Annotated in this window: 18 protein-coding genes; 9 read left to right on the top strand and 9 right to left on the bottom strand. The window is 70.5% G+C overall.

Annotated elements, in window-relative coordinates:
- Positions 1-34: 34 nt before the first annotated feature.
- Both ACPYO6_RS01485 and ACPYO6_RS01480 read right to left on the bottom strand, forming a co-directional pair.
- A complete protein-coding gene (locus tag ACPYO6_RS01485) occupies positions 35-1,534 on the bottom strand; it encodes a tripartite tricarboxylate transporter permease (protein ID WP_425713110.1) in 1,500 nt (499 codons plus the stop codon).
- A gap of 6 nt (positions 1,535-1,540) precedes the next feature.
- Positions 1,541-2,167, bottom strand: coding sequence for a tripartite tricarboxylate transporter TctB family protein (locus ACPYO6_RS01480; protein ID WP_425713109.1), 627 nt, complete (start codon positions 2,165-2,167; stop codon positions 1,541-1,543).
- A gap of 225 nt (positions 2,168-2,392) precedes the next feature.
- Between ACPYO6_RS01480 and argF the strand changes: the two genes are divergently transcribed.
- A complete protein-coding gene (gene argF / locus ACPYO6_RS01475; RefSeq protein ID WP_425713108.1) occupies positions 2,393-3,406 on the top strand; it encodes an ornithine carbamoyltransferase in 1,014 nt (337 codons plus the stop codon).
- Between the two features lie 75 nt (positions 3,407-3,481).
- On the opposite strand, the gene ACPYO6_RS01470 is transcribed toward argF, so the two are convergent.
- The gene (locus tag ACPYO6_RS01470) at positions 3,482-4,663 is read right to left on the bottom strand and encodes an N-acetylglucosamine-6-phosphate deacetylase (protein ID WP_425713107.1); all 1,182 of its coding nucleotides are present in this window, start codon (positions 4,661-4,663) and stop codon (positions 3,482-3,484) included.
- 85 nt (positions 4,664-4,748) lie between these two features.
- Between ACPYO6_RS01470 and ACPYO6_RS01465 the strand changes: the two genes are divergently transcribed.
- From ACPYO6_RS01465 to ACPYO6_RS01455, 3 genes are all read left to right on the top strand, one after another.
- Entirely contained in the window at positions 4,749-5,114 is a 366-nt protein-coding gene (locus ACPYO6_RS01465) for a hypothetical protein (RefSeq protein ID WP_425713106.1), read from the top strand.
- A 172-nt stretch (positions 5,115-5,286) separates the two neighbouring features.
- Entirely contained in the window at positions 5,287-5,676 is a 390-nt protein-coding gene (locus ACPYO6_RS01460; protein ID WP_425713105.1) for a hypothetical protein, read from the top strand.
- Positions 5,677-5,743: 67 nt separating this feature from the next.
- Positions 5,744-6,154, top strand: coding sequence for a hypothetical protein (locus ACPYO6_RS01455; protein WP_425713104.1), 411 nt, complete (start codon positions 5,744-5,746; stop codon positions 6,152-6,154).
- A gap of 135 nt (positions 6,155-6,289) precedes the next feature.
- Here ACPYO6_RS01455 and ACPYO6_RS01450 read toward each other — a convergent pair whose 3' ends face one another.
- Genes ACPYO6_RS01450 through argC form a run of 6 tightly spaced genes read right to left on the bottom strand, consistent with a single transcriptional unit; the run spans position 6,290 to position 12,836 of the window.
- Complete coding sequence (locus ACPYO6_RS01450) at positions 6,290-7,579, bottom strand: argininosuccinate synthase (protein WP_425713103.1); 1,290 nt, start codon at positions 7,577-7,579, stop codon at positions 6,290-6,292.
- Entirely contained in the window at positions 7,576-8,130 is a 555-nt protein-coding gene (gene argR / locus ACPYO6_RS01445) for an arginine repressor (protein ID WP_425713102.1), read from the bottom strand. Before argR ends, ACPYO6_RS01450 begins: the two co-directional genes overlap by 4 nt.
- On the bottom strand, positions 8,127-9,539 hold the full coding sequence (locus ACPYO6_RS01440) for an acetylornithine transaminase (protein WP_425713101.1): 1,413 nt from the start codon (positions 9,537-9,539) through the stop codon (positions 8,127-8,129). The genes argR and ACPYO6_RS01440 overlap by 4 nt, the downstream gene beginning before the upstream one ends.
- Positions 9,536-10,567, bottom strand: a complete 1,032-nt coding sequence (gene argB / locus ACPYO6_RS01435) for an acetylglutamate kinase (RefSeq protein WP_425713100.1) — start codon at positions 10,565-10,567, stop codon at positions 9,536-9,538. Before argB ends, ACPYO6_RS01440 begins: the two co-directional genes overlap by 4 nt.
- Complete coding sequence (gene argJ, locus ACPYO6_RS01430; RefSeq protein ID WP_425713099.1) at positions 10,564-11,775, bottom strand: bifunctional glutamate N-acetyltransferase/amino-acid acetyltransferase ArgJ; 1,212 nt, start codon at positions 11,773-11,775, stop codon at positions 10,564-10,566. Before argJ ends, argB begins: the two co-directional genes overlap by 4 nt.
- A complete protein-coding gene (argC, locus tag ACPYO6_RS01425) occupies positions 11,772-12,836 on the bottom strand; it encodes an N-acetyl-gamma-glutamyl-phosphate reductase (RefSeq protein ID WP_425713098.1) in 1,065 nt (354 codons plus the stop codon). Before argC ends, argJ begins: the two co-directional genes overlap by 4 nt.
- A 539-nt stretch (positions 12,837-13,375) precedes the next feature.
- On the opposite strand from argC, the gene ACPYO6_RS01420 reads away from it, so the two are divergent.
- The 5 genes from ACPYO6_RS01420 (at position 13,376) to ACPYO6_RS01400 (ending at position 17,362) form a co-directional block, all read left to right on the top strand.
- Positions 13,376-14,344 (top strand): hypothetical protein, encoded by a 969-nt coding sequence (locus ACPYO6_RS01420; protein WP_425713097.1) that lies wholly within the window; start codon positions 13,376-13,378, stop codon positions 14,342-14,344.
- Between the two features lie 122 nt (positions 14,345-14,466).
- Positions 14,467-14,913: an SAV_915 family protein gene (locus tag ACPYO6_RS01415; RefSeq protein WP_425713096.1), complete on the top strand. Its 447-nt coding sequence runs from the start codon at positions 14,467-14,469 to the stop codon at positions 14,911-14,913.
- A complete protein-coding gene (locus ACPYO6_RS01410; RefSeq protein WP_425713095.1) occupies positions 14,910-15,191 on the top strand; it encodes a hypothetical protein in 282 nt (93 codons plus the stop codon). Before ACPYO6_RS01415 ends, ACPYO6_RS01410 begins: the two co-directional genes overlap by 4 nt.
- The gene (locus ACPYO6_RS01405) at positions 15,191-16,231 is read left to right on the top strand and encodes a hypothetical protein (RefSeq protein WP_425713094.1); all 1,041 of its coding nucleotides are present in this window, start codon (positions 15,191-15,193) and stop codon (positions 16,229-16,231) included. The genes ACPYO6_RS01410 and ACPYO6_RS01405 overlap by 1 nt, the downstream gene beginning before the upstream one ends.
- A 147-nt stretch (positions 16,232-16,378) precedes the next feature.
- Positions 16,379-17,362 (top strand): quinone oxidoreductase family protein, encoded by a 984-nt coding sequence (locus ACPYO6_RS01400; RefSeq protein ID WP_425713093.1) that lies wholly within the window; start codon positions 16,379-16,381, stop codon positions 17,360-17,362.
- Positions 17,363-17,577 lie beyond the last annotated feature (215 nt).

The following is a 17,577-nucleotide window of genomic DNA, read 5'->3' as shown; positions in this document are numbered from 1 at the left end:
GCGGCCGTTGTTTCCTCTCCGGCCCCGCCCTCCGTCAGACCTTCTCCATCCGGATGGCCGCCGCTCTCTTCTTCTTGATGAGACGGGTGACTGCGGGGACCACGAGGGCAAGCAGGGCCAGAGCAAGAAAGACCATCGCTAGTGGGCGATCGATGAAGATCCCGTAGTTTCCGCCGCCCATCTGCACGGACTGCGCCAGCCCTTGTTCGAGCATCGGGCCAAGAATGAGACCAAGAATGAGTGGGAGCAACGGGTAGTCATACTTCTGCAGGAAATAGCCCACGACGCCGAACACCAGGGCCACCCAGACCCCCGTCATGGTGTTCTCGACGGCATAGGCACCGATGATGCACACTGCGAAGATCACGGGATAGAGCCGCTTGTAAGGCACCGTGAGTACAGATGCGAAGGCCGGGGCGAGCGGCAGGTTGAGGATCAGCAGGATCGCGTTGCCGATGAGGAACGAGCACAGAACCCCCCAGACCAGAACGGGCTGCTGCTCGATGAGGAGAGGTCCGGGCTGGATACCGTGAAGTGTCAGCGCTCCGAGGAGCACCGCCGTAGTCGCTGATCCAGGAATGCCGAGCGAGAGCGTGGGGATGAACGAACCGTTGGCACCGGCGTTGTTCGCCGCCTCGGGGCCCGCAACACCCTGAATGGCACCGCGCCCAAATCCCCGGCCCCCGGCACGAACACGTTCGACGCCGTAGCTTGCGAACGAGGCGAGCGTCGACCCTGCGCCCGGCACGACTCCCATCACCGTGCCGATCGCACTTCCTCGAAGAATCGGGCCACTGCTGTCCTTGATGTCGCTCTTGGACAGCATCATCTCCTTCCACGACGGACGCGAGACCTGCCTGAAGTGGCGGGCGGAGACGTTCCGGAGGATCTCCGCGATCGCGAACACGCCGATCACGACCTCGATGAAGCCGAGTCCGCCGAGCAGCTCGATGCGGCCGAATGTGAAGCGCTCGGTCCCGAGTACCGGGTCGATGCCCACCGTCGCCACGATCAGGCCCAGACCCAGGCACAGCAGCCCCTTGATCCGGCTGCCGTCGGTGATGCCGACCGTGGCGACAAGCGCCAGCAGGATGACGGCGACCATCTCCGGGGGCCCGAACCGGAGCGCGACGTCGGCAAGCAGGGGCGACACGAACATCACGACGATGAGGCTCAGCAGGCCTGCAACGAACGAGGCGATGGCGGCAATCGCAAGAGCTTGTCCGGCGCGTCCGCGCTGGGCCATCTGATGGCCCTCCAGCACGGTCACGGCCGTGGCTGCTTCACCAGGCGCTCCGATGAGGACCGAGGAGATCGTCCCGCCGTACTGAGATCCGTAGTAGATGCCAGCCAGCATGATGATGGCGGTGACTGGTTCGAGCCCGAACGTCAAGGGAAGGAGCAAGCCCACCCCCGAGGCAGAACCGAGCCCGGGAAGCATCCCGATCACGGTGCCGAGCGTGACTCCGAGCAGGCAGTAGAGCAGGTTCGTCGCTGTGAAAGCCGTTTGCAGGCCGAGAAGAATGTCACCCATCGCGCATCAACCGAGGAATCCGGTGGGCACGGGCACGGAAAGGAGCTCTTGGAAGATGAGCCAGACCGCCCCGCCGATCGCAACGGCGAACAAGAGGCTGTAGACAATCTTCCACCGTTCGATCAAGAATGACACCAGAAAGACATAGATGCCCACGGCCGGAGCGAGCCCCACGACCGGGATCACGAGCGCCAGTGCTATCAGCCCGGCGACGTTGACCCAGCGTTTCCACATGGCATCGGTCGGTTCGCCGGTCGCATTGTCAGAGGAAGAAGCGGACGTACTCGCTGCACCCTCGGCGCCAACGCCGTCGTGCGAATCTACGGCGTTCGTGGCCGCGGAGCGACGTCGGACCTCGAGTCGCCGCTTGCCCGATATGGCGAGGAGGGTACCGGCCAGTATCGCCATCACCGAGCCGACGACTGCCGGGACCATCCCGGCCCCGAGCGAACCACGTTCGGCCGACAGTCCGATGTCGAATCCCTGACGTGCTACCAGAACTCCAACGACCAGGAAAACGACCTGCACCACAAGATCGCCCGTCTGACTGTATTTCGGCCCGATACCTTTCGAGTTCCCGTCGTCGAGCGTAGATTCATTCGTCTGATTGCCGCCGGAAAAAACGTGGGTCATACGTGGACTTCTCCGTCACGTGGGTCGATGCGTCATTGCTCGGCCGTGCGTCGAGTATGTGGTGCTCGACACTATGGGTGAGTGCATCGACCGTTAAGTACCCGTTCGGGTACATTGCCCGACCGGACACACTCCGTTGTTCTGGGTCCGCACACCGCGCGGCGGGCGCCTGGCCGGGCGATGTTCGTCGTCGGACGTGTTCCGTGACGTCCGTACGATTGGGCCATGACCAGCGCCCCCATCGACCTCACCGGCCGCCACCTGCTCAAGGAGCTCGACTTCACGCCGGCGGAGTGGCTGCACCTCGTCGACCTCGCGGAGCAGCTGAAGGCCGAGCGACGCGAGGGGCGTGAGGAGCGGCGGCTGACGGGCAAGGCGGTCGCGCTCATCTTCGAGAAGACCTCCACGCGGACGCGCGCAGCGTTCGAGGTCGCCGCCGCCCACCAGGGGGCCGCGACCACGTACCTCGACCCGTCGGGCTCGCAGATTGGGCACAAGGAGTCGATCGCGGACACCGCCGCCGTGCTTGGCCAGATGTACGACGCCATCGAGTACCGCGGCGACCACCAGGCCACCGTCGAGACCCTCGCCGAGCACGGCGGCGTCCCCGTCTACAACGGCCTGACCGACGCCTGGCACCCCACCCAGATGCTCGCCGACGCCCTGACGATCCGCGAGCATGTGGCCAAGCCGTTCTCGGACGTGGTGCACGCCTACCTCGGCGACGCCCGCTTCAACACCGGCCGCTCCCTCCTCGTCTCCTCGGCGCTGCTGGGGATGGACGTGCGGATCGTCGCGCCGGAGGCGTACCAGCCGCCGGCCGACGTGGTCGATGCCGCGCGCGGGATCGCGGAGACCACGGGCGCCCGGATCACGCTGACGTCCGACGTCGCCGAGGGGGTACGCGGCGCCGACGCCGTGTCCACCGACGTGTGGGTGTCCATGGGCGAGAAGAAGGAGGTGTGGGCGGAGCGCGTGGCCGCGCTGCGCGACTACCAGGTGACGAGCGAGGTCATGGCCGCGACGGGGAACCCGGCCGCGATCTTCCTCCACTGCCTGCCGGCGTTCCACGACCTCGGCACCGCGGTCGGCCGCGACGTCTACGAGACCACCGGCATGGACGCCCTCGAGGTCACCGACGAGGTCTTCCGCTCCCCCGCCTCGAAGGTGTTCGACCAGGCCGGCAACCGGATGCACACGATCAAGGCCGTGCTGGTCGCGACGCTCACGGGGGCCTGAGCGGAGCGAGGCGGGGTGCCGGTCGCAGTCGGCAGCTCGCAGGAACGCAGGGTCGAACTCGCAGGAACGCGGGGCTCAGCTCGCGGCGACGACTTCTCCGTTCCACACGACGCTCGTCGGCTGAAGATCGGCGTCGGTGAGGAGCACGTCTGCGCCGGCGCCAGGGACGAGCACGCCGACGTCGGACAACCCCAGCACCCTGGCCGGCCCCGCGGACGCCATGTACACCGCGTCGACGAGCGGGACGCCGGCGCGGTGGACGGTCCGCACGACGTCGATGAGGTGACTCGTGCTGCCGGCGAGCGCCCCGCCGTCCGTGAGTCTGGCGACCCCGTCGGTCACGGTCACCCGCATCCCGGCGAGCTGGTGGTCGCCGTCGGGCATGCCGGTGGCGGCGATCGAGTCGGTGATGAGGACGGCTGCGTCGCGGCCGATCGTCTCGACCACGTCGCGCACCAGCGAGACGTCGAGGTGGACGCCGTCGCCCACGAGCTCGACGACGACGAGCCCCCGCGCGGCCGCCGACACGATCGCGGGGATCGGACCCGGGTCGCGGTGGTCGAACGGGCGCATGCCGTTGAACAGGTGCGTGACCGTCGGGCGGGCGTCCCCGAGCACCCCCACCGCGTGCTCGATCGCCGCGCGCGTCGTCGCCGCATCGGCGTCGGTGTGGCCGAACGACGGCACCGCCCCACCGGCCACCAGCGCCTCCACCACTCGCTCCACCCCGGGCAGCTCCGGCGCGATCGTCATCGTCCGCACGTGCCCGCGGCCGATCTCTAGCAGCTCGGCGGTGAGCGCGGCGTCGGGCGGGCGGATCGCCGACGGGTCCTGGGCGCCGGCCCGGGCCGCCGAGAGGAACGGTCCCTCGAGGTGGATCCCGGCGATCTCCCCGGCGTCGCACAGGTCGGCGAGCACCGCGACGCGCTCCCTGAGGACCAGGGACGGAGCGGTCACCAGGGAGGCGAGCATCGTCGTCGTGCCGTGGTTCCTGTGCTCGTGGACGGCACGGAGGGTGGTGGCGGCGTCGACGTGGTCCGGGAAGCCCACTCCCCCGCCGCCGTGGTTGTGGAGGTCGACGAGGCCGGGGAGCACGAACCCGTCCGTGGCCAGCGTCTCCGCCCCGGCGAGGTCGAGCTCGCGCGCCGGTCCGACCGCCACGATGCGGCCGTGCTCGACGAGGACGGCGGCGTCGTCGAGCACGGCGTCGGGCGTGACGACGCGGCCGAGAAGGGCGAGCCGGCCGGTCGTGGTCATGGCACCAGCCTGCCGGAGGTGGCGCGGCGGATCGCCCTCCGGGACCGCGCGGCCGGTCGCGCTGCCGCGGGACTACCGTGACGCCATGCCTCGACACCTTCCCCGCACGCTGACGACTGCGCTCGCCGCCGGCCTCCTCGCCACCACCCTCGCCGCGTGCGGAGGCGACGACGAGCTGACCGAGGCCGAGGCCTGCGAGGAGTACACGACGACGTTCGAGGAGTTCGGCGAGCGCTCCGCAGAGGAGGGCGGCCCCGACGCCGGCACCGACCTCTACGAGGAGTACGAGACCGAGATGCTCGACCTCGCCGAGCGCTCGCCGGAGAACCTCACGCCGCTGTTCGAGGAGGAGGCCGCCCTCATGCGCGCGATCGTCGACGGCACCGCCGACGTCACGATGCTCGAGAGCTCGCAGGAGAACACGGCCGCGATCGAGGAGATCTGCGGCTGAGCGACGAGGCAGGGCGTCCTGGCCGCGACTTCCGTCCGGCAGTGCGCGGCGCCGCGCTTGCGCCGTCGTGGACGGGGAGCGCTCCCCCTGTCCGGCCCGCCCCGGCCGTCACTAGGTTCGACGCAGGCCCGCACGGTTCGCGAGCCGCCCACCGCGACCTCCCGGAGCCACCATGCACGCGCGCAGGACCGCCCCGCTCGTCGTCGTCGGGCTGGTCGTCGCCGCCCTTGCCGCCTGCGGGGACGAGCCCGAGCTGACCGAGGCCGAAGCCTGTGCCGAGTACGACCGCATCGTCTCCGACATCGAGGCCACCAACCCCACCTTCCTCGACCCGAACCAGGTCATGCAGCCCGACCTCATGGACGAGTACGGCAAGCAGATGGCCGACCTCGCCGACCGCGCGCCGGGCGACCTCGCCGACCTCTTCGACGACGAGGCCGAGTTCGCCGAGACCCTCCTCGACGGCAGCGAGGTCGACGAGGACACCTTCCCCGACCACCTGGCCACCGAGAACGCGATCCACGCGGCGTGCGGGACGGCCTCCGGGGCGGACGCGAGCTGAGCGCTCCCGCTGCCTCACACCCCTGCCCGACGACGAACCCCCACCCACCGAACCCATCGGAGACACCATGACCGTCCGCCGTCCCGCCGCCACGATGTTCACCGTCGGCCTCCTCGCCACCTGCCTGGCCGCATGCGGCGGCGGGGGCGAGGAGCTGTCCGAGTCCGAGGCGTGCGACGAGTTCAGCACGATCTACCAGGAGATGGAGCAGCGCACGCTTGAGCTGACCGACCTGTCCGACGTCGGCGCCGTGCAGGAGATCTTCGCCGACTACGGGGAGCAGTCGGCCGACCTCGCGGAGCGGTCCCCGGACAACCTGCGGCCGCTGTTCGAGGAGGAGGCCGCGTTCGGCGAGGCCGCGGGCGGCGGAACGCCGGACCCCGACCTCATCGCGAGCAACGCCGAGAACGAGGCCGCGATCCGGGAGATCTGCGGGGAGTTCAGCGGGTACGGCACCGGCGGAGGCTCGGTCGGCTGATCCCATCGCACGGGGTGACCGTGACGACCTCGCAGCACGCAGGAGGGCGGGCGCCGACCAGTGATCCGGTCGGCGCCCGCCCTCTTAGCGCATCTCGGGCGATGGGCAGCCGCGTCGGCCGCCCACCGCACCTGCTCAGTCGGTGAAGAAGTCCACCCCGTTGCCGAACTTCTCGTCGCGCGCGGCGGACAGCTTCGAGGTGAGGCCGTAGATGTCGATGAACCCGACCGAGCTCGACTGGTCGAACGTGTCCCCGGCGTCGTAGGTCGCGAGGTTGAAGTCGTACAGCGACGACTCCGACCGGCGCCCGGTGACGACCGCGCGGCCGCCGTGCAGCGTCATCCGGATCTCGCCGGAGACGTAGCGCTGGGTCTCGGCGACGAACACGTCGAGCGCCTTCTTCAGGGGCGAGAACCACTGGCCGTCGTAGACGAGCTCGGCCCACCGCTCGGAGACCCGGCGCTTGTAGCGCGCGAGCTCCCGCTCGATGGTGACGTTCTCGAGCTCCTTGTGCGCGGCGAGCAGGGCCATCGCGCCGGGGGCCTCGTAGACCTCGCGGGACTTGATGCCGACGAGCCGGTCCTCGACCACGTCGATCCGCCCGATGCCCTGGGCGCCGGCGCGGCGGTTCATCTCCTGGATGGCCTGGAGCGGGGTGACGGCCACGCCGTCGATCTCCACCGGGACGCCCTGCTCGAAGCGGATGACGACCTCGTCCGGCAGCGGCGGGTACGTCGGGTCGTCGGTGTAGCTGAAGATGTCCTTGGTCGGGGCGTTCCAGATGTCCTCGAGGAAGCCGGTCTCGATGGCGCGGCCCCACACGTTCTGGTCGATGGAGAACGGGTTGTTCTTCGTCGTCTCGATCGGGAGGTTGTGCTTCTCGGCGTACTCGATGGCGACGTCGCGGGTCAGGGCGAGGTCGCGGACCGGCGCGATGCACCTGAGCTCCGGCGCGAGCGAGGTGATGCCGACCTCGAAGCGGACCTGGTCGTTGCCCTTGCCCGTGCAGCCGTGGGCCACGGTCGTCGCGCCGAACCGCTTGGCCGCGCGCACGAGGTGCTTGACGATGACCGGCCGCGAGATCGCGGACACGAGCGGGTAGGCGTCCTGGTAGAGGCCCTGCGCCTGGAGCGCCGGCATGCAGTACTCGGCGGCGAACTCGTCCTTGGCGTCGGCCACGTAGGCGTCGACGGCGCCGCAGTCGAGCGCACGCTGACGGATGACCTCGAGGTCCTCACCACCCTGCCCGACGTCGACGGCCACCGCGATGACCTCCGCCCCCGTCTGCTCGCCGATCCAGCCGATGGCGACGGAGGTGTCGAGCCCGCCGGAGTACGCGAGGACCACGCGCTCCTTGCCGCTCGCGGATCCGCCGGCGTTCCCGGCCTGGGGCGCCGGGGTGGTCTGGGAGGTCTCGGTGGTCATGCGTCCATCCTTTCGCCCTGGTCAGGGCTGGTCGTCTCCGTGCGGGAGGTGGAACGGGGCCCGCCGCGGCGAGCCAGATCGAGGAGCCGGGTGACGAGCCCGGCGGCGGTCTCGTCGTCGCGCGTGATGACGAGGACCGTGTCGTCGCCGGCCACGCAACCGAGCACCCCCGGGAACCGGGACTGGTCGACGGCGGAGGCCAGCAGCTGGGCCGCTCCCGGCGGGGTGCGCAGGACGGCGAGGTTCTGGGCGTGGTCGGCGTCGACGAGGACCTCGACGCACCACCGCTCGAGGCGCGCGTGCACCTGGGTGGCGTCCGTGGCCGGAGCCGGCGAGACGAGGGCGGGCAGCGCGTAGACCTGCGAGCCGTCGGTGCCGCGGACCTTGACGGCGCGCAGCTCGTCGAGGTCGCGGGAGACCGTGGTCTGGGTGACGCTCACCCCGCGATCCGCGAGGAGGCCCTGGAGCTCGGACTGCGAGTGGACCTCGCCCGCCCCGATGAGCTCCTCGACGATCGCGTGCCGCGCGGCCCGGGTGGTCGGGGCGCTCATCGGCGGCCGTCCTCGGCGGCAGAAGTCCCCTCACTCGTCAGGTTCTGCTCGACGCGGTCGAGGGCGAGGGCGAGCTTCTCGGCCGCCTCGGCCACGTCGTCCTCAGAGAGGATGAGCGCGGGCGCGAGCCGCACGGTGTCCGGGGCGACGGGGTTGACGATGAGGCCGGCGTCCTGGGCGGCGGCGGTGACCGCGGCGGAGTGCTCACCCGTCAGCTCGACGCCGACGAGCAGCCCCGCGCCCCGCGTGCCCGCCACGAGCGGCGACCCGATGGACTCGATCGCCGCGCGCAGGGACTTCCCCACCTGCTCGACGCCGTCGAGGAAGCCCGGGGCGCCGACGACGTCGAGGACCGCGAGCGCCGCGGCCGCCGAGGTCGGGTTGCCGCCGAACGTCGTGCCGTGGGCGCCGGGGCCGAGCTGCGTGGCCGCGTGCTCGCCGATCGCGATGGTCGCGCCGATCGGCATGCCGCCGCCGAGGCCCTTGGCGAGCGTGACGACGTCGGGGACGAACCCGCCGCCGAGCTCTCGGCGGTGGTGCCCGAGCCAGGTGCCGGTGCGGCCGATGCCGGTCTGGATCTCGTCGACCACGACGAGTGCGCCGGCGTCGCGGGCGGCCTGCCCGGCCTCCGCGAGGAACCCCTCGGGAAGCGGCACGACGCCGGCCTCCCCCTGGATGGGCTCGACGATCAGTCCGGCGACGTCGCCGACCGCCAGCTCGCGGCGGACCGCCTCGATGTCCCCCGGCGCGACGAACGTGACGTCCGGGCCGAGCGGCGCGAACGGCTCGCGGTAGGCGGCCTTGTGGGTGAGCGCGAGGGCACCGAGGGTGCGGCCGTGGAAGGCGTGCTCGAGCGCGAGGATCCGCCCCGGCCGGCCGGTGCCGAACCGCTCGGTGCCGTGCCGGCGCACGATCTTCAGCGCCGCCTCGTTGGCCTCGGTGCCCGAGTTCGAGAGGAAGACGCGCGAGCCCTCGGGCGCACCGCCGGGCACGACGATCTCGAGCAGCCGCTCGGCGAGCCGCACCTGGGGGTTGGTCGTGAAGAAGTTCGAGACGTGCCCGAGGCGCGCGACCTGGTCCGCGACGGCGCCCACGAGCGCCGGGTGACCGTGGCCGAGCGAGAGCACCGCGATGCCGCCGAGCAGGTCGAGGTACGTGCGGCCCTCGGAGTCGGTGACATGCGTGCCAGAGCCGGAGACGAGCTCGAGGCGCGGCGTCCCGAACGTGTTCATCACGGCGCCGGTGTAGCGGTCCTGCCAGGTCGTGGGCTCGGCGGGCTCGGCCGGCTGGTCCGGTGCAGCGGCCGGCTCACCGGTCGGCGCGGCCGACGTCACCCCGTCCGCCCCGTCCGCCGCGGCGTCCACGGCCGGATCGCGGTCGTCACCGGGCTGCGGCGTCGTCGTGCTCATGAGTGCTCCCCCTTGCTCTCGGCGACCATCGGGTCGCCGGCCTGGTCGGCGGCCCGCTGGGCGGGCGCCTCGTCGTCGTGCCCCTCGTCGTCTGGCAGGACGAGCGTCCCCACCCCCTCGTCCGTGAAGATCTCCAGCAGCATCGAGTGCGGCGTGCGGCCGTCGATGACGTGCGCCTGCGGGACCCCGGCGCGCACCGCCCGGAGGCAGGCCTCCATCTTCGGCACCATGCCGGACTGCAGGCTCGGCAGCATCGCGGCCAGCCGGCTTGCGGAGACCTGCGACAGCAGCGAGGAGCGGTCGGGCCAGCGCTCGTACAGCCCCTCGACGTCGGTGAGGACCACGAGCTTGCGCGCCCCCACGGCGGCGGCGACGGCGGCGGCCGCGGTGTCGGCGTTGACGTTGAGCACCTCGGCGGGGTCGTCGACGTCGACGGCGATGGTCGAGACCACCGGGATGCGCCCGGCGTCGAGCAGCTGGGTGATCGCGTCCGGGTTGACGGTGACGACGTCCCCCACGTGCCCGACGTCGACACTCTCGCCGTCGACCGTGGCCGTGCGCCTGCGGGCGAGGAGGAGTCGGCCGTCCTCGCCGGACAGGCCCACCGCGTGCGCGACGTCGTGGTTGAGCAGCGTGACGAGCTCGCGCTGGACCTGGCCGGTGAGCACCATGCGGACGACGTCCATCGCCTCGCCCGACGTGTAGCGCAGCCCGCCGCGGAACTCGGAGTCGATGCCGAGGCGACCCAGCATCGAGGAGATCTGCGGGCCGCCGCCGTGCACGACGACCGGGCGGAGCCCCACCTGGTGGAGGAAGAGGATGTCGGAGGCGAAGGCGCGCTTGAGCTCGTCGTCGACCATCGCGTTGCCGCCGTACTTGACGACCACCGTGGCGCCCGCGAACCGTTGCAGCCACGGCAGCGCCTGGACGAGCACCTCCGCCTTCTGGTGCGGGAAGAGGTCGCGCTCGGTGTCGAAGCGGAACTCGGGGGTGGTGGACGGGGGGTTCGTCGTCGTGGGCTCGCTCATGTGGAGTACGCGCTGTTCTCGTGGACGTAGTCGTGCGTGAGGTCGTTGGTCCAGACGGTGACGGTCGCGTCGCCGGCCTTGAGGTCGACGAGGACGCTCACCTCGCGCTCCGCGGCGAGGTCGACGAGGTCGCGCGGCTCCCCCACCCCGGCGTTGCGGCACACCTGGACGCCGTTGACGGAGACGTCGATCGTCGTGGGGTCGAAGGGCGCGACGTCGACGGGCACCGTGCCGGCCGCGGCGATCACCCGGCCCCAGTTCGGGTCGTTGCCGAACACCGCCGCCTTGAAGAGGTTGGACCGGGTGATCGCGCGGGCGACGGCAAGGGCGGCGGGCTCGTCGGACGCCTTCGTCACGGTCACGGCGATGTCGTGGGACGCGCCCTCGGCGTCGGCGACGAGCTTGCGGGCGAGGTCCGCGCTCGCGGCAGTGACGGCGTCGGCGAGCTCGTCCTCGGTCGGGGTGACCCCGGAGGCGCCGGACGCGAGGAGGATGACCGTGTCGTTGGTCGACATGCAGCCGTCGGAGTCGACGCGGTCGAAGGTCGTGGCCGTGGCGGCGCGCAGGACGCGGTCGGCGGTGGCGGCATCGACGACGGCGTCCGTGGTGAGGACGACGAGCATCGTGGCCAGGCCGGGCGCGAGCATCCCGGCGCCCTTGGCCATACCGCCGACGGACCAGCCGGCGCCGGGGACGTGCACCTGTTTGGCGACGGTGTCGGTGGTCATGATGGCGTGAGCCGCGTCGTCGCCGCCGGTCGTCGACAGGGTGATGGCCGCGGTGTCGACGCCGCCGAGGAGGCGCGGCATGTCGAGCCGCTCGCCGATGAGGCCGGTCGAGCAGACGGCGACGTCGCCGGCAGAGACGCCGAGGGTCGCGGCCACGTGCTCGGCCGTGCGGTGGGTGTCGGCGAAGCCCTCGGGGCCGGTACACGCGTTGGCGCCGCCGGAGTTGAGGACGACGGCGTCGAGGCGGCCGTCCGCGACCACCTGGCGCGACCAGGTCACCGGTGCGGCCTCGATGCGGTTGGTCGTGAAGACGGCGGCGGCGACGCGCTCGGGACCGTCGTTGACGACGAGCGCGATGTCGGGGGCGCCGGAGGGCTTGAGGCCCGCCGTGACGCCGGCGGCACGGAAGCCCTTCGGCGCGGTGATGCCGGGGGTGGTGGCGGGCGTGTTCTCAGGCTCGGGCGTGTTCGTGTCGGTCACGGGGCGACTCCCGTCGTCGGCAGCCCGGCGGTCTCGTCGAGGCCGAGGGCGAGGTTGAGGGACTGGATGGCGCCGCCGGCGGTGCCCTTGACGAGGTTGTCGATGGCACACAGGGCGACGACGCGGCCGGCGCGGTGGTCGACGGCGACCTGCACGGTGGCGAGGTTGGAGCCGGCGACCTGGCTCGCGGTGGGCCATGTGCCCTCGGGCAGGAGGCGGACGAAGGGCTCGTCGTCGTAGGCGGCGTGCCAGGCGGCGGCGACGTCCTCGGCCGTGGCGCCCTCGGCCAGCGGCGCGGTGACCGTGGCGAGGATCCCGCGCGAGATCGGCGCGAGGACGGGGGTGAAGGAGATCTTGGGGGTGGCGGCGCCGGCGACGGTGAGGTTCTGCTCGATCTCCGGGACGTGCCGGTGCGTGCCCGCGAGGCCGTAGGGCTGGAGGTTGCCGGCGGCCTCGGCGGCGGTGAGGTGCGGCTTGAGCGACTTGCCCGCGCCGGAGTACCCGACGGCGAGGACCGCGACGACGTCGGAGGAGTCGACGACGTCCGCCGCGACGCCGGGCTGCAGCGCGAGCGTGACCGCCGTGACGTTGCAGCCGGGGACGGCGATGCGGCGCGAGGTGGTCAGCGCGGTGCGCTGGGCCGCGGGCGCGGTCTCGTCGGCGTGCAGGAGCTCGGGCAGTCCGTACGGCCAGGCGCCGGCGTGCGGGGTGCCGTAGAAGTCGTCCCACGCGGTGGGGTCGGTGAGGCGGTGGTCGGCGCCGGCGTCGACGACGAGGCCCGCGTACCCGAGCTCGTCAAGAGCGGCCGTGACCTCGCCGGAGGCGCCGTGCGGCAGGGCGAGGACGACGACGTCGTGCTCCGCGAGGCGCGTCGGGTCCGTGGGCTCGAGGACGAGGTCCGCGAGTGGGAGCAGGTGCGGCTGGTGGCGGAGCAGCGGGTCGCCGGCGGAGCTGTTGGCGGTGAGGGCGCCGACGGTGAGGTCGGGGTGCGTGAGGGCCAGGCGGAGGACCTCGCCGCCCGCGTACCCGGAGGCGCCGGCAACGGCTATCGAGAAAGACACCGCATCATCATACATGGGCTTGCATATCCATGCGGGCTGGGTGGTGAGGTGCGGCTGCGCCCCGGCACGAGATCAGGTGATCGGCGCGAGACCAGGGGATGCACCCTCACTCGATCCGGCGAGATCAGGTGAAGTGAGCCAGATCAGGGGATCCCCACTCCCCCATTCCGTGAGATCAGGTGATCGGCGCGAGACCAGGTGTCATGCCCCCTGCTCTCACCACCTTTTCCCTTCTCTCGTGAAGAGGCCGGGGCACCTCGGGCCGTCACCCAGCCGCAGCGCCGCCGAGGGCACACTTCCGACGGCCGCTCTCCAACTGCGCAGCTCCACAGCAACCTGCGGACGAGGCCCACGCAGCCGCCTGCCGACGAGGTCGACACTTCCGCCCGCGCACGCCGTCCCCACAACCGCCCATCTCACACGCTCGCCCACAGCCTGCCGCCCCTGACGAGCAGGCTGTTGCAGGATCCGGGCACCGTCGCCGCATGGATCCGTCGTCGGTCAAGGAGCCCGTCCACCTCACGGTCGCGCCGTCGAGCATGCTCAGGAACGCCAGGGCGTCACTCGCCGACGGGGAAGAGATCGTGCGACTCAGGCGCGGGAGCTTCGCCGTCGTGCCTGCGGGTCTTGACCGCTGGCAGCGCACGACCAGCCTGCACCTCGCACTGTGCACCGCGATCAGCCGCGACCTTCGGGCCGAGCACGCGCTGTGCCTGACGTCGGCGGCGCGCATGCACGGGCTGCGTGTGTGGAAGGTGCAGGAGAGTCCGCACCTTGTAGTCGCCGCCAAGGCGAGCACTCGGGACGACCTCGACCACCACAGGCACCTGCTGGCCCTGCCGGAGGAGGACGTCACCGTCGTCGCGGGGATACGGGTGGTGCGGCTCGAACGGGTGGCGCTGGACTGTGCGCGATTCCTGCATCCGCGGGACGGGCTCGTCGTCGTCGACCATGTGATTGCCGTGCTCGCCAAGGCCACCTTTACGGAGCGCGAGCGCACCGAGCGGGCGGCGGCTGACGTGAGAGCAGCGCTTGAGGAACGGATCGAACGTCTGCCGAGAGGTAGTCGAGGGCGGGCCCGCGCGCGGGCGGTCGTGGCGTGGTCGACGCCGTGGTCGGAGTCGGCGTGGGAGTCGCACATCAGGTGGGTGGTGCTGACGTGGGGGCGGCGCGACGTCGTGGTTCAGCAGCCGGTGCCCACGCGGCGCGGGACGTATCGCACGGACCTGTCGATCCCGCTCGAGATCCGCGCCGACGGAAGCATCCGTTGGCTGCACATCGAGTTCGACGGCCTCGTGAAGTACGGCGCCGGCGACCCTGAGGCGAATGCGCAGACGATCGTCGACGAGCGGGACAGGGAACGCGCGATCGAGGCGACGGGCGACGTCGTCGTGCGGTTCGTGTCGAAGGAGGCACGGCGCGAGGTCGACGTGATCCGGGTGCTCGAGCCGCACCTCGCCGGGACTGTGCTCCACCGTCTTCGGCCCATACGCGAGCTGATGGCGTAGGGCTCGGGCATCGCCCCGACCAGCACGGGAGAGAAGTCCCCTCCACTCCCCCTGCAGGGCTCTGGCCTGCCCCATACCTTCGTAGGTAACAGCACGGCAACGGTCATGACGGAGGGGGAACGATGACCAGCGACGACGAATGGGTGATCACGAAGGACAGCCCGACTGCGGGCGCGGTGTCGGGGGATTCCCCCCGGATGCAGTCGCCTACCGACTCCGAACCCGGCCACGGTCCGGTGCGCAGAGGTGATAGCGAAACCACTGAAGCCCTTGTGCTCGGAGTCATTCCGATACCCCCCTTCGTATACGTGCCCGTGACCGACGAGTCAGCGGAGGAGGGCTCTCGACTTCTCCTCGCCGACGACGAGAAGGGGCGGCGGGCACTCCCTGTCTTTACTTCACATGACAGGTTCGTGGCGGGGCTCGGCATCGACGCCCGATGGGCGCTGCAGTCGGCTGCTCAGGTTCAGGAGATCGTTCGAGCCGGGCACGCCACCTACGTGGCCGTAGATATCGGAATCGATGCACATTACGCGACAACGTCAACCGACGAAGGGGGTCCGAGATGAGTGGGCAGATTGAGGTCGATGAACACTCGATCAGGGTGATCACCAGTTCTCACGACACAAAGGCAGACCGGCACGGCGAGACGACGCTTCCACCGGAGGGCGATTGGGGGTGGGGTGCCACGCACGTCACGACCATCTCATCCAAAGCGACGAAGTGGACAGCTGACGTCATCTTGATGCACGCGGGCGCGTCCGCCGCTGTTCAACATGCGTGGGAGACGCTTCGCGCCAACGATGAGGCCGCCGCCGAGTACTTCGAGTCCCTTGGAGGGGTCTGATGCCAATCAATACCCACGTTCCTGGAAACGTTGCGCAAGTGACGGCGATCGGCGATTGGCTTCAAGGCGTGACGGACGACTTTCACGAGTCGGCAACGTACTCACGGTCTGGGTCGACAGTCGCTGAAATGCACTGGACCGGCGATGCCGGTCAGGCCTATGTCGCGATTGCGGCAAACATGGCCAACGCCCAGTGGGATAATTACAACCACCTGAAGGAGGCCACCGAAGCTGTCAAGGCCTACGGGGTCAAGCTCGATCTCCTCATACGGAAGTTCGCCGAGTACCGGAACGAGGCGGTGGGAGCCGGGCTCGAGGTCAACGGGTACACCATTGAGACTCCCGACCCCGTTCCGCCGTACAGGTCCGGCGCCGAAAGGGGAGGGGGTGGCTCCACAGAGGACACCCCGGACACAGAAGAAGAAGATATGGCACGCATCGGCACGTACAACGCCATCTTTCGCGCCGTCGACGGGGAGAAGCAGGAGTTCATGCGGTGGATTCAAGCCGATTTCGCCCAGGCAGCATCAGCAATCAGCGGTGCAACCGGCACAAGCGACATCGTCTTCAAGCAGCTCACCGGGGCTGCGCCGGGGTGGCAGGGCAAGGCGGCTCTGGAGAAGGCGAAGAATCTCAATTCAACGGCTGACGCGATCGAAGCATCTGCCGACCAGCCGGCCAACCGAATGCACCCGGACGACCGTGAAGCCTGGGATGACGCACGAAGGGCAGCGCAAGCCGATGTCAATCAGGCCCGAGGCACCGGACGAGTCGTCAAGGGAATCGGTCAGGCCTTGACGGGGCCGCTTCTCCCTGCGGCAGATCTGATGCTCGGTGACGCTGACTCGACAAGTTTGGTAGCGACCACGGTCGGGATGATCCCAGTGGTCGGTGGAGTTGCGAGCCTCGCCGCCGGTCCGCTCTACGACCACGCAGTGCCGGATCAAGTCCGGGCTCGGGCAGACGACGCGATCGATGATGCGGTCGATTACTTGCAGCCTGGGCGCTGGGGGGGAAAGGCTCGGCAACCCATCGACTGATCCAGCCTGTCGTTCAGGGCTGGCCTGTCACGCAGCGCATGTTGGGTCGCTCCCAAGCGAGAAGCGTCTTCCTCGGATCGATTGATCCGCTGACTCGGCACCGCACCATTCCTCGTCCATCAGCTCTGAGTGCGGCACCATGACTCCATGCGCGCCATCGTCCAGACCGAGCACGGCTCCCCCGACGTCCTCAAGCTGACCGAGGTCCCCGACCCGGTCCCGGGCGCGGGGGAGCTGCTCGTCGAGGTCGCCCACGTGGGCGTCAACTTCATCGACACCTACCGTCGGACGGGCCAGTACCCGATCGACCTCCCCCACACCCCGGGCACCGAGAGTGCGGGAACGGTCGCCGCTGTCGGTTCCGGTGTGACGGGCTGGTCGGTCGGCGACCGGGTCGCGTACGCCGCCGCACCGGGCGCCTACGCCGAGAAGGTACTCGTGCCGGCCGCTACCGCTCTCGGAGTCCCCGCCGGCCTCGACCTCGACGTCGCCGCCGCACTCCCCCTCCAGGGCATGACGGCGCACTACCTGCTCGACGGCGCATCGCACGTAGGCGACGGCTCAACCGTTCTCCTTACGGGCGCGGCAGGAGGCGTCGGCCTGCTCGTCACGCAGCTCGCGAGCGCCCGCGGAGCACGCGTCATCGCCCTCGTCGGGAACCCGGGGAAGGAGGAGCTTGCCCGCACCGCGGGAGCGCAGGACGTCATCCGCTACCGCGAGCTCGACGACCTCACGACCGACCTCCCGCGCGCCGTCCGAGAGTTGACCGGCGGCACGGGTGTCGACGTCGCGCTCGACGGCGTCGGGAAGGACACCTTCGACGCCTCCCTCGCCTCGCTGCGCACCCGCGGAACACTCGTCCTCTTCGGCGCCGCGTCCGGCCCGGTCCCGCCGTTCGACCTCCAGCGGCTCAACTCTGCCGGCTCCGTGTTCGTCACCCGCCCGACGCTCGTGCACTACACCGCCGAGCGCGAGGAGCTCGAGTGGCGCTGGCTCGCCGTCGCGTCGCCCGCGGCCGAGGGCACGCTCGACGTCCGGATCGGCCACCGCTTCCCCCTCGCGGACGCAGCCGACGCCCACCACGCGATCGAGTCCGGCACGACGACGGGGAAGATCCTGCTCGACGTGTGACGCGAGCCGGAACGATCGCCGACACCCCTATGTATCCGTTGCGCGAGGCGGATCAACGGTTGATTCACCCTGCTCATCCGCGCCATCCCGGATGCCCGGATGCCCGGACGCCCGGACGCGACATTCGCTTCGCTCCCACGCGCGTCGGTCGCTGGCGCGGAAGGATGCGCGGCAATGTCCGGAGACGGGCACCACTCCCCCGCCGGCCCCCTCCC

This window comes from Georgenia sp. Z1344, from assembly GCF_049856295.1.
GTDB lineage: Bacteria > Actinomycetota > Actinomycetes > Actinomycetales > Actinomycetaceae > JB111.
This window is presented reverse-complemented; position numbering and strand designations above follow the sequence as displayed.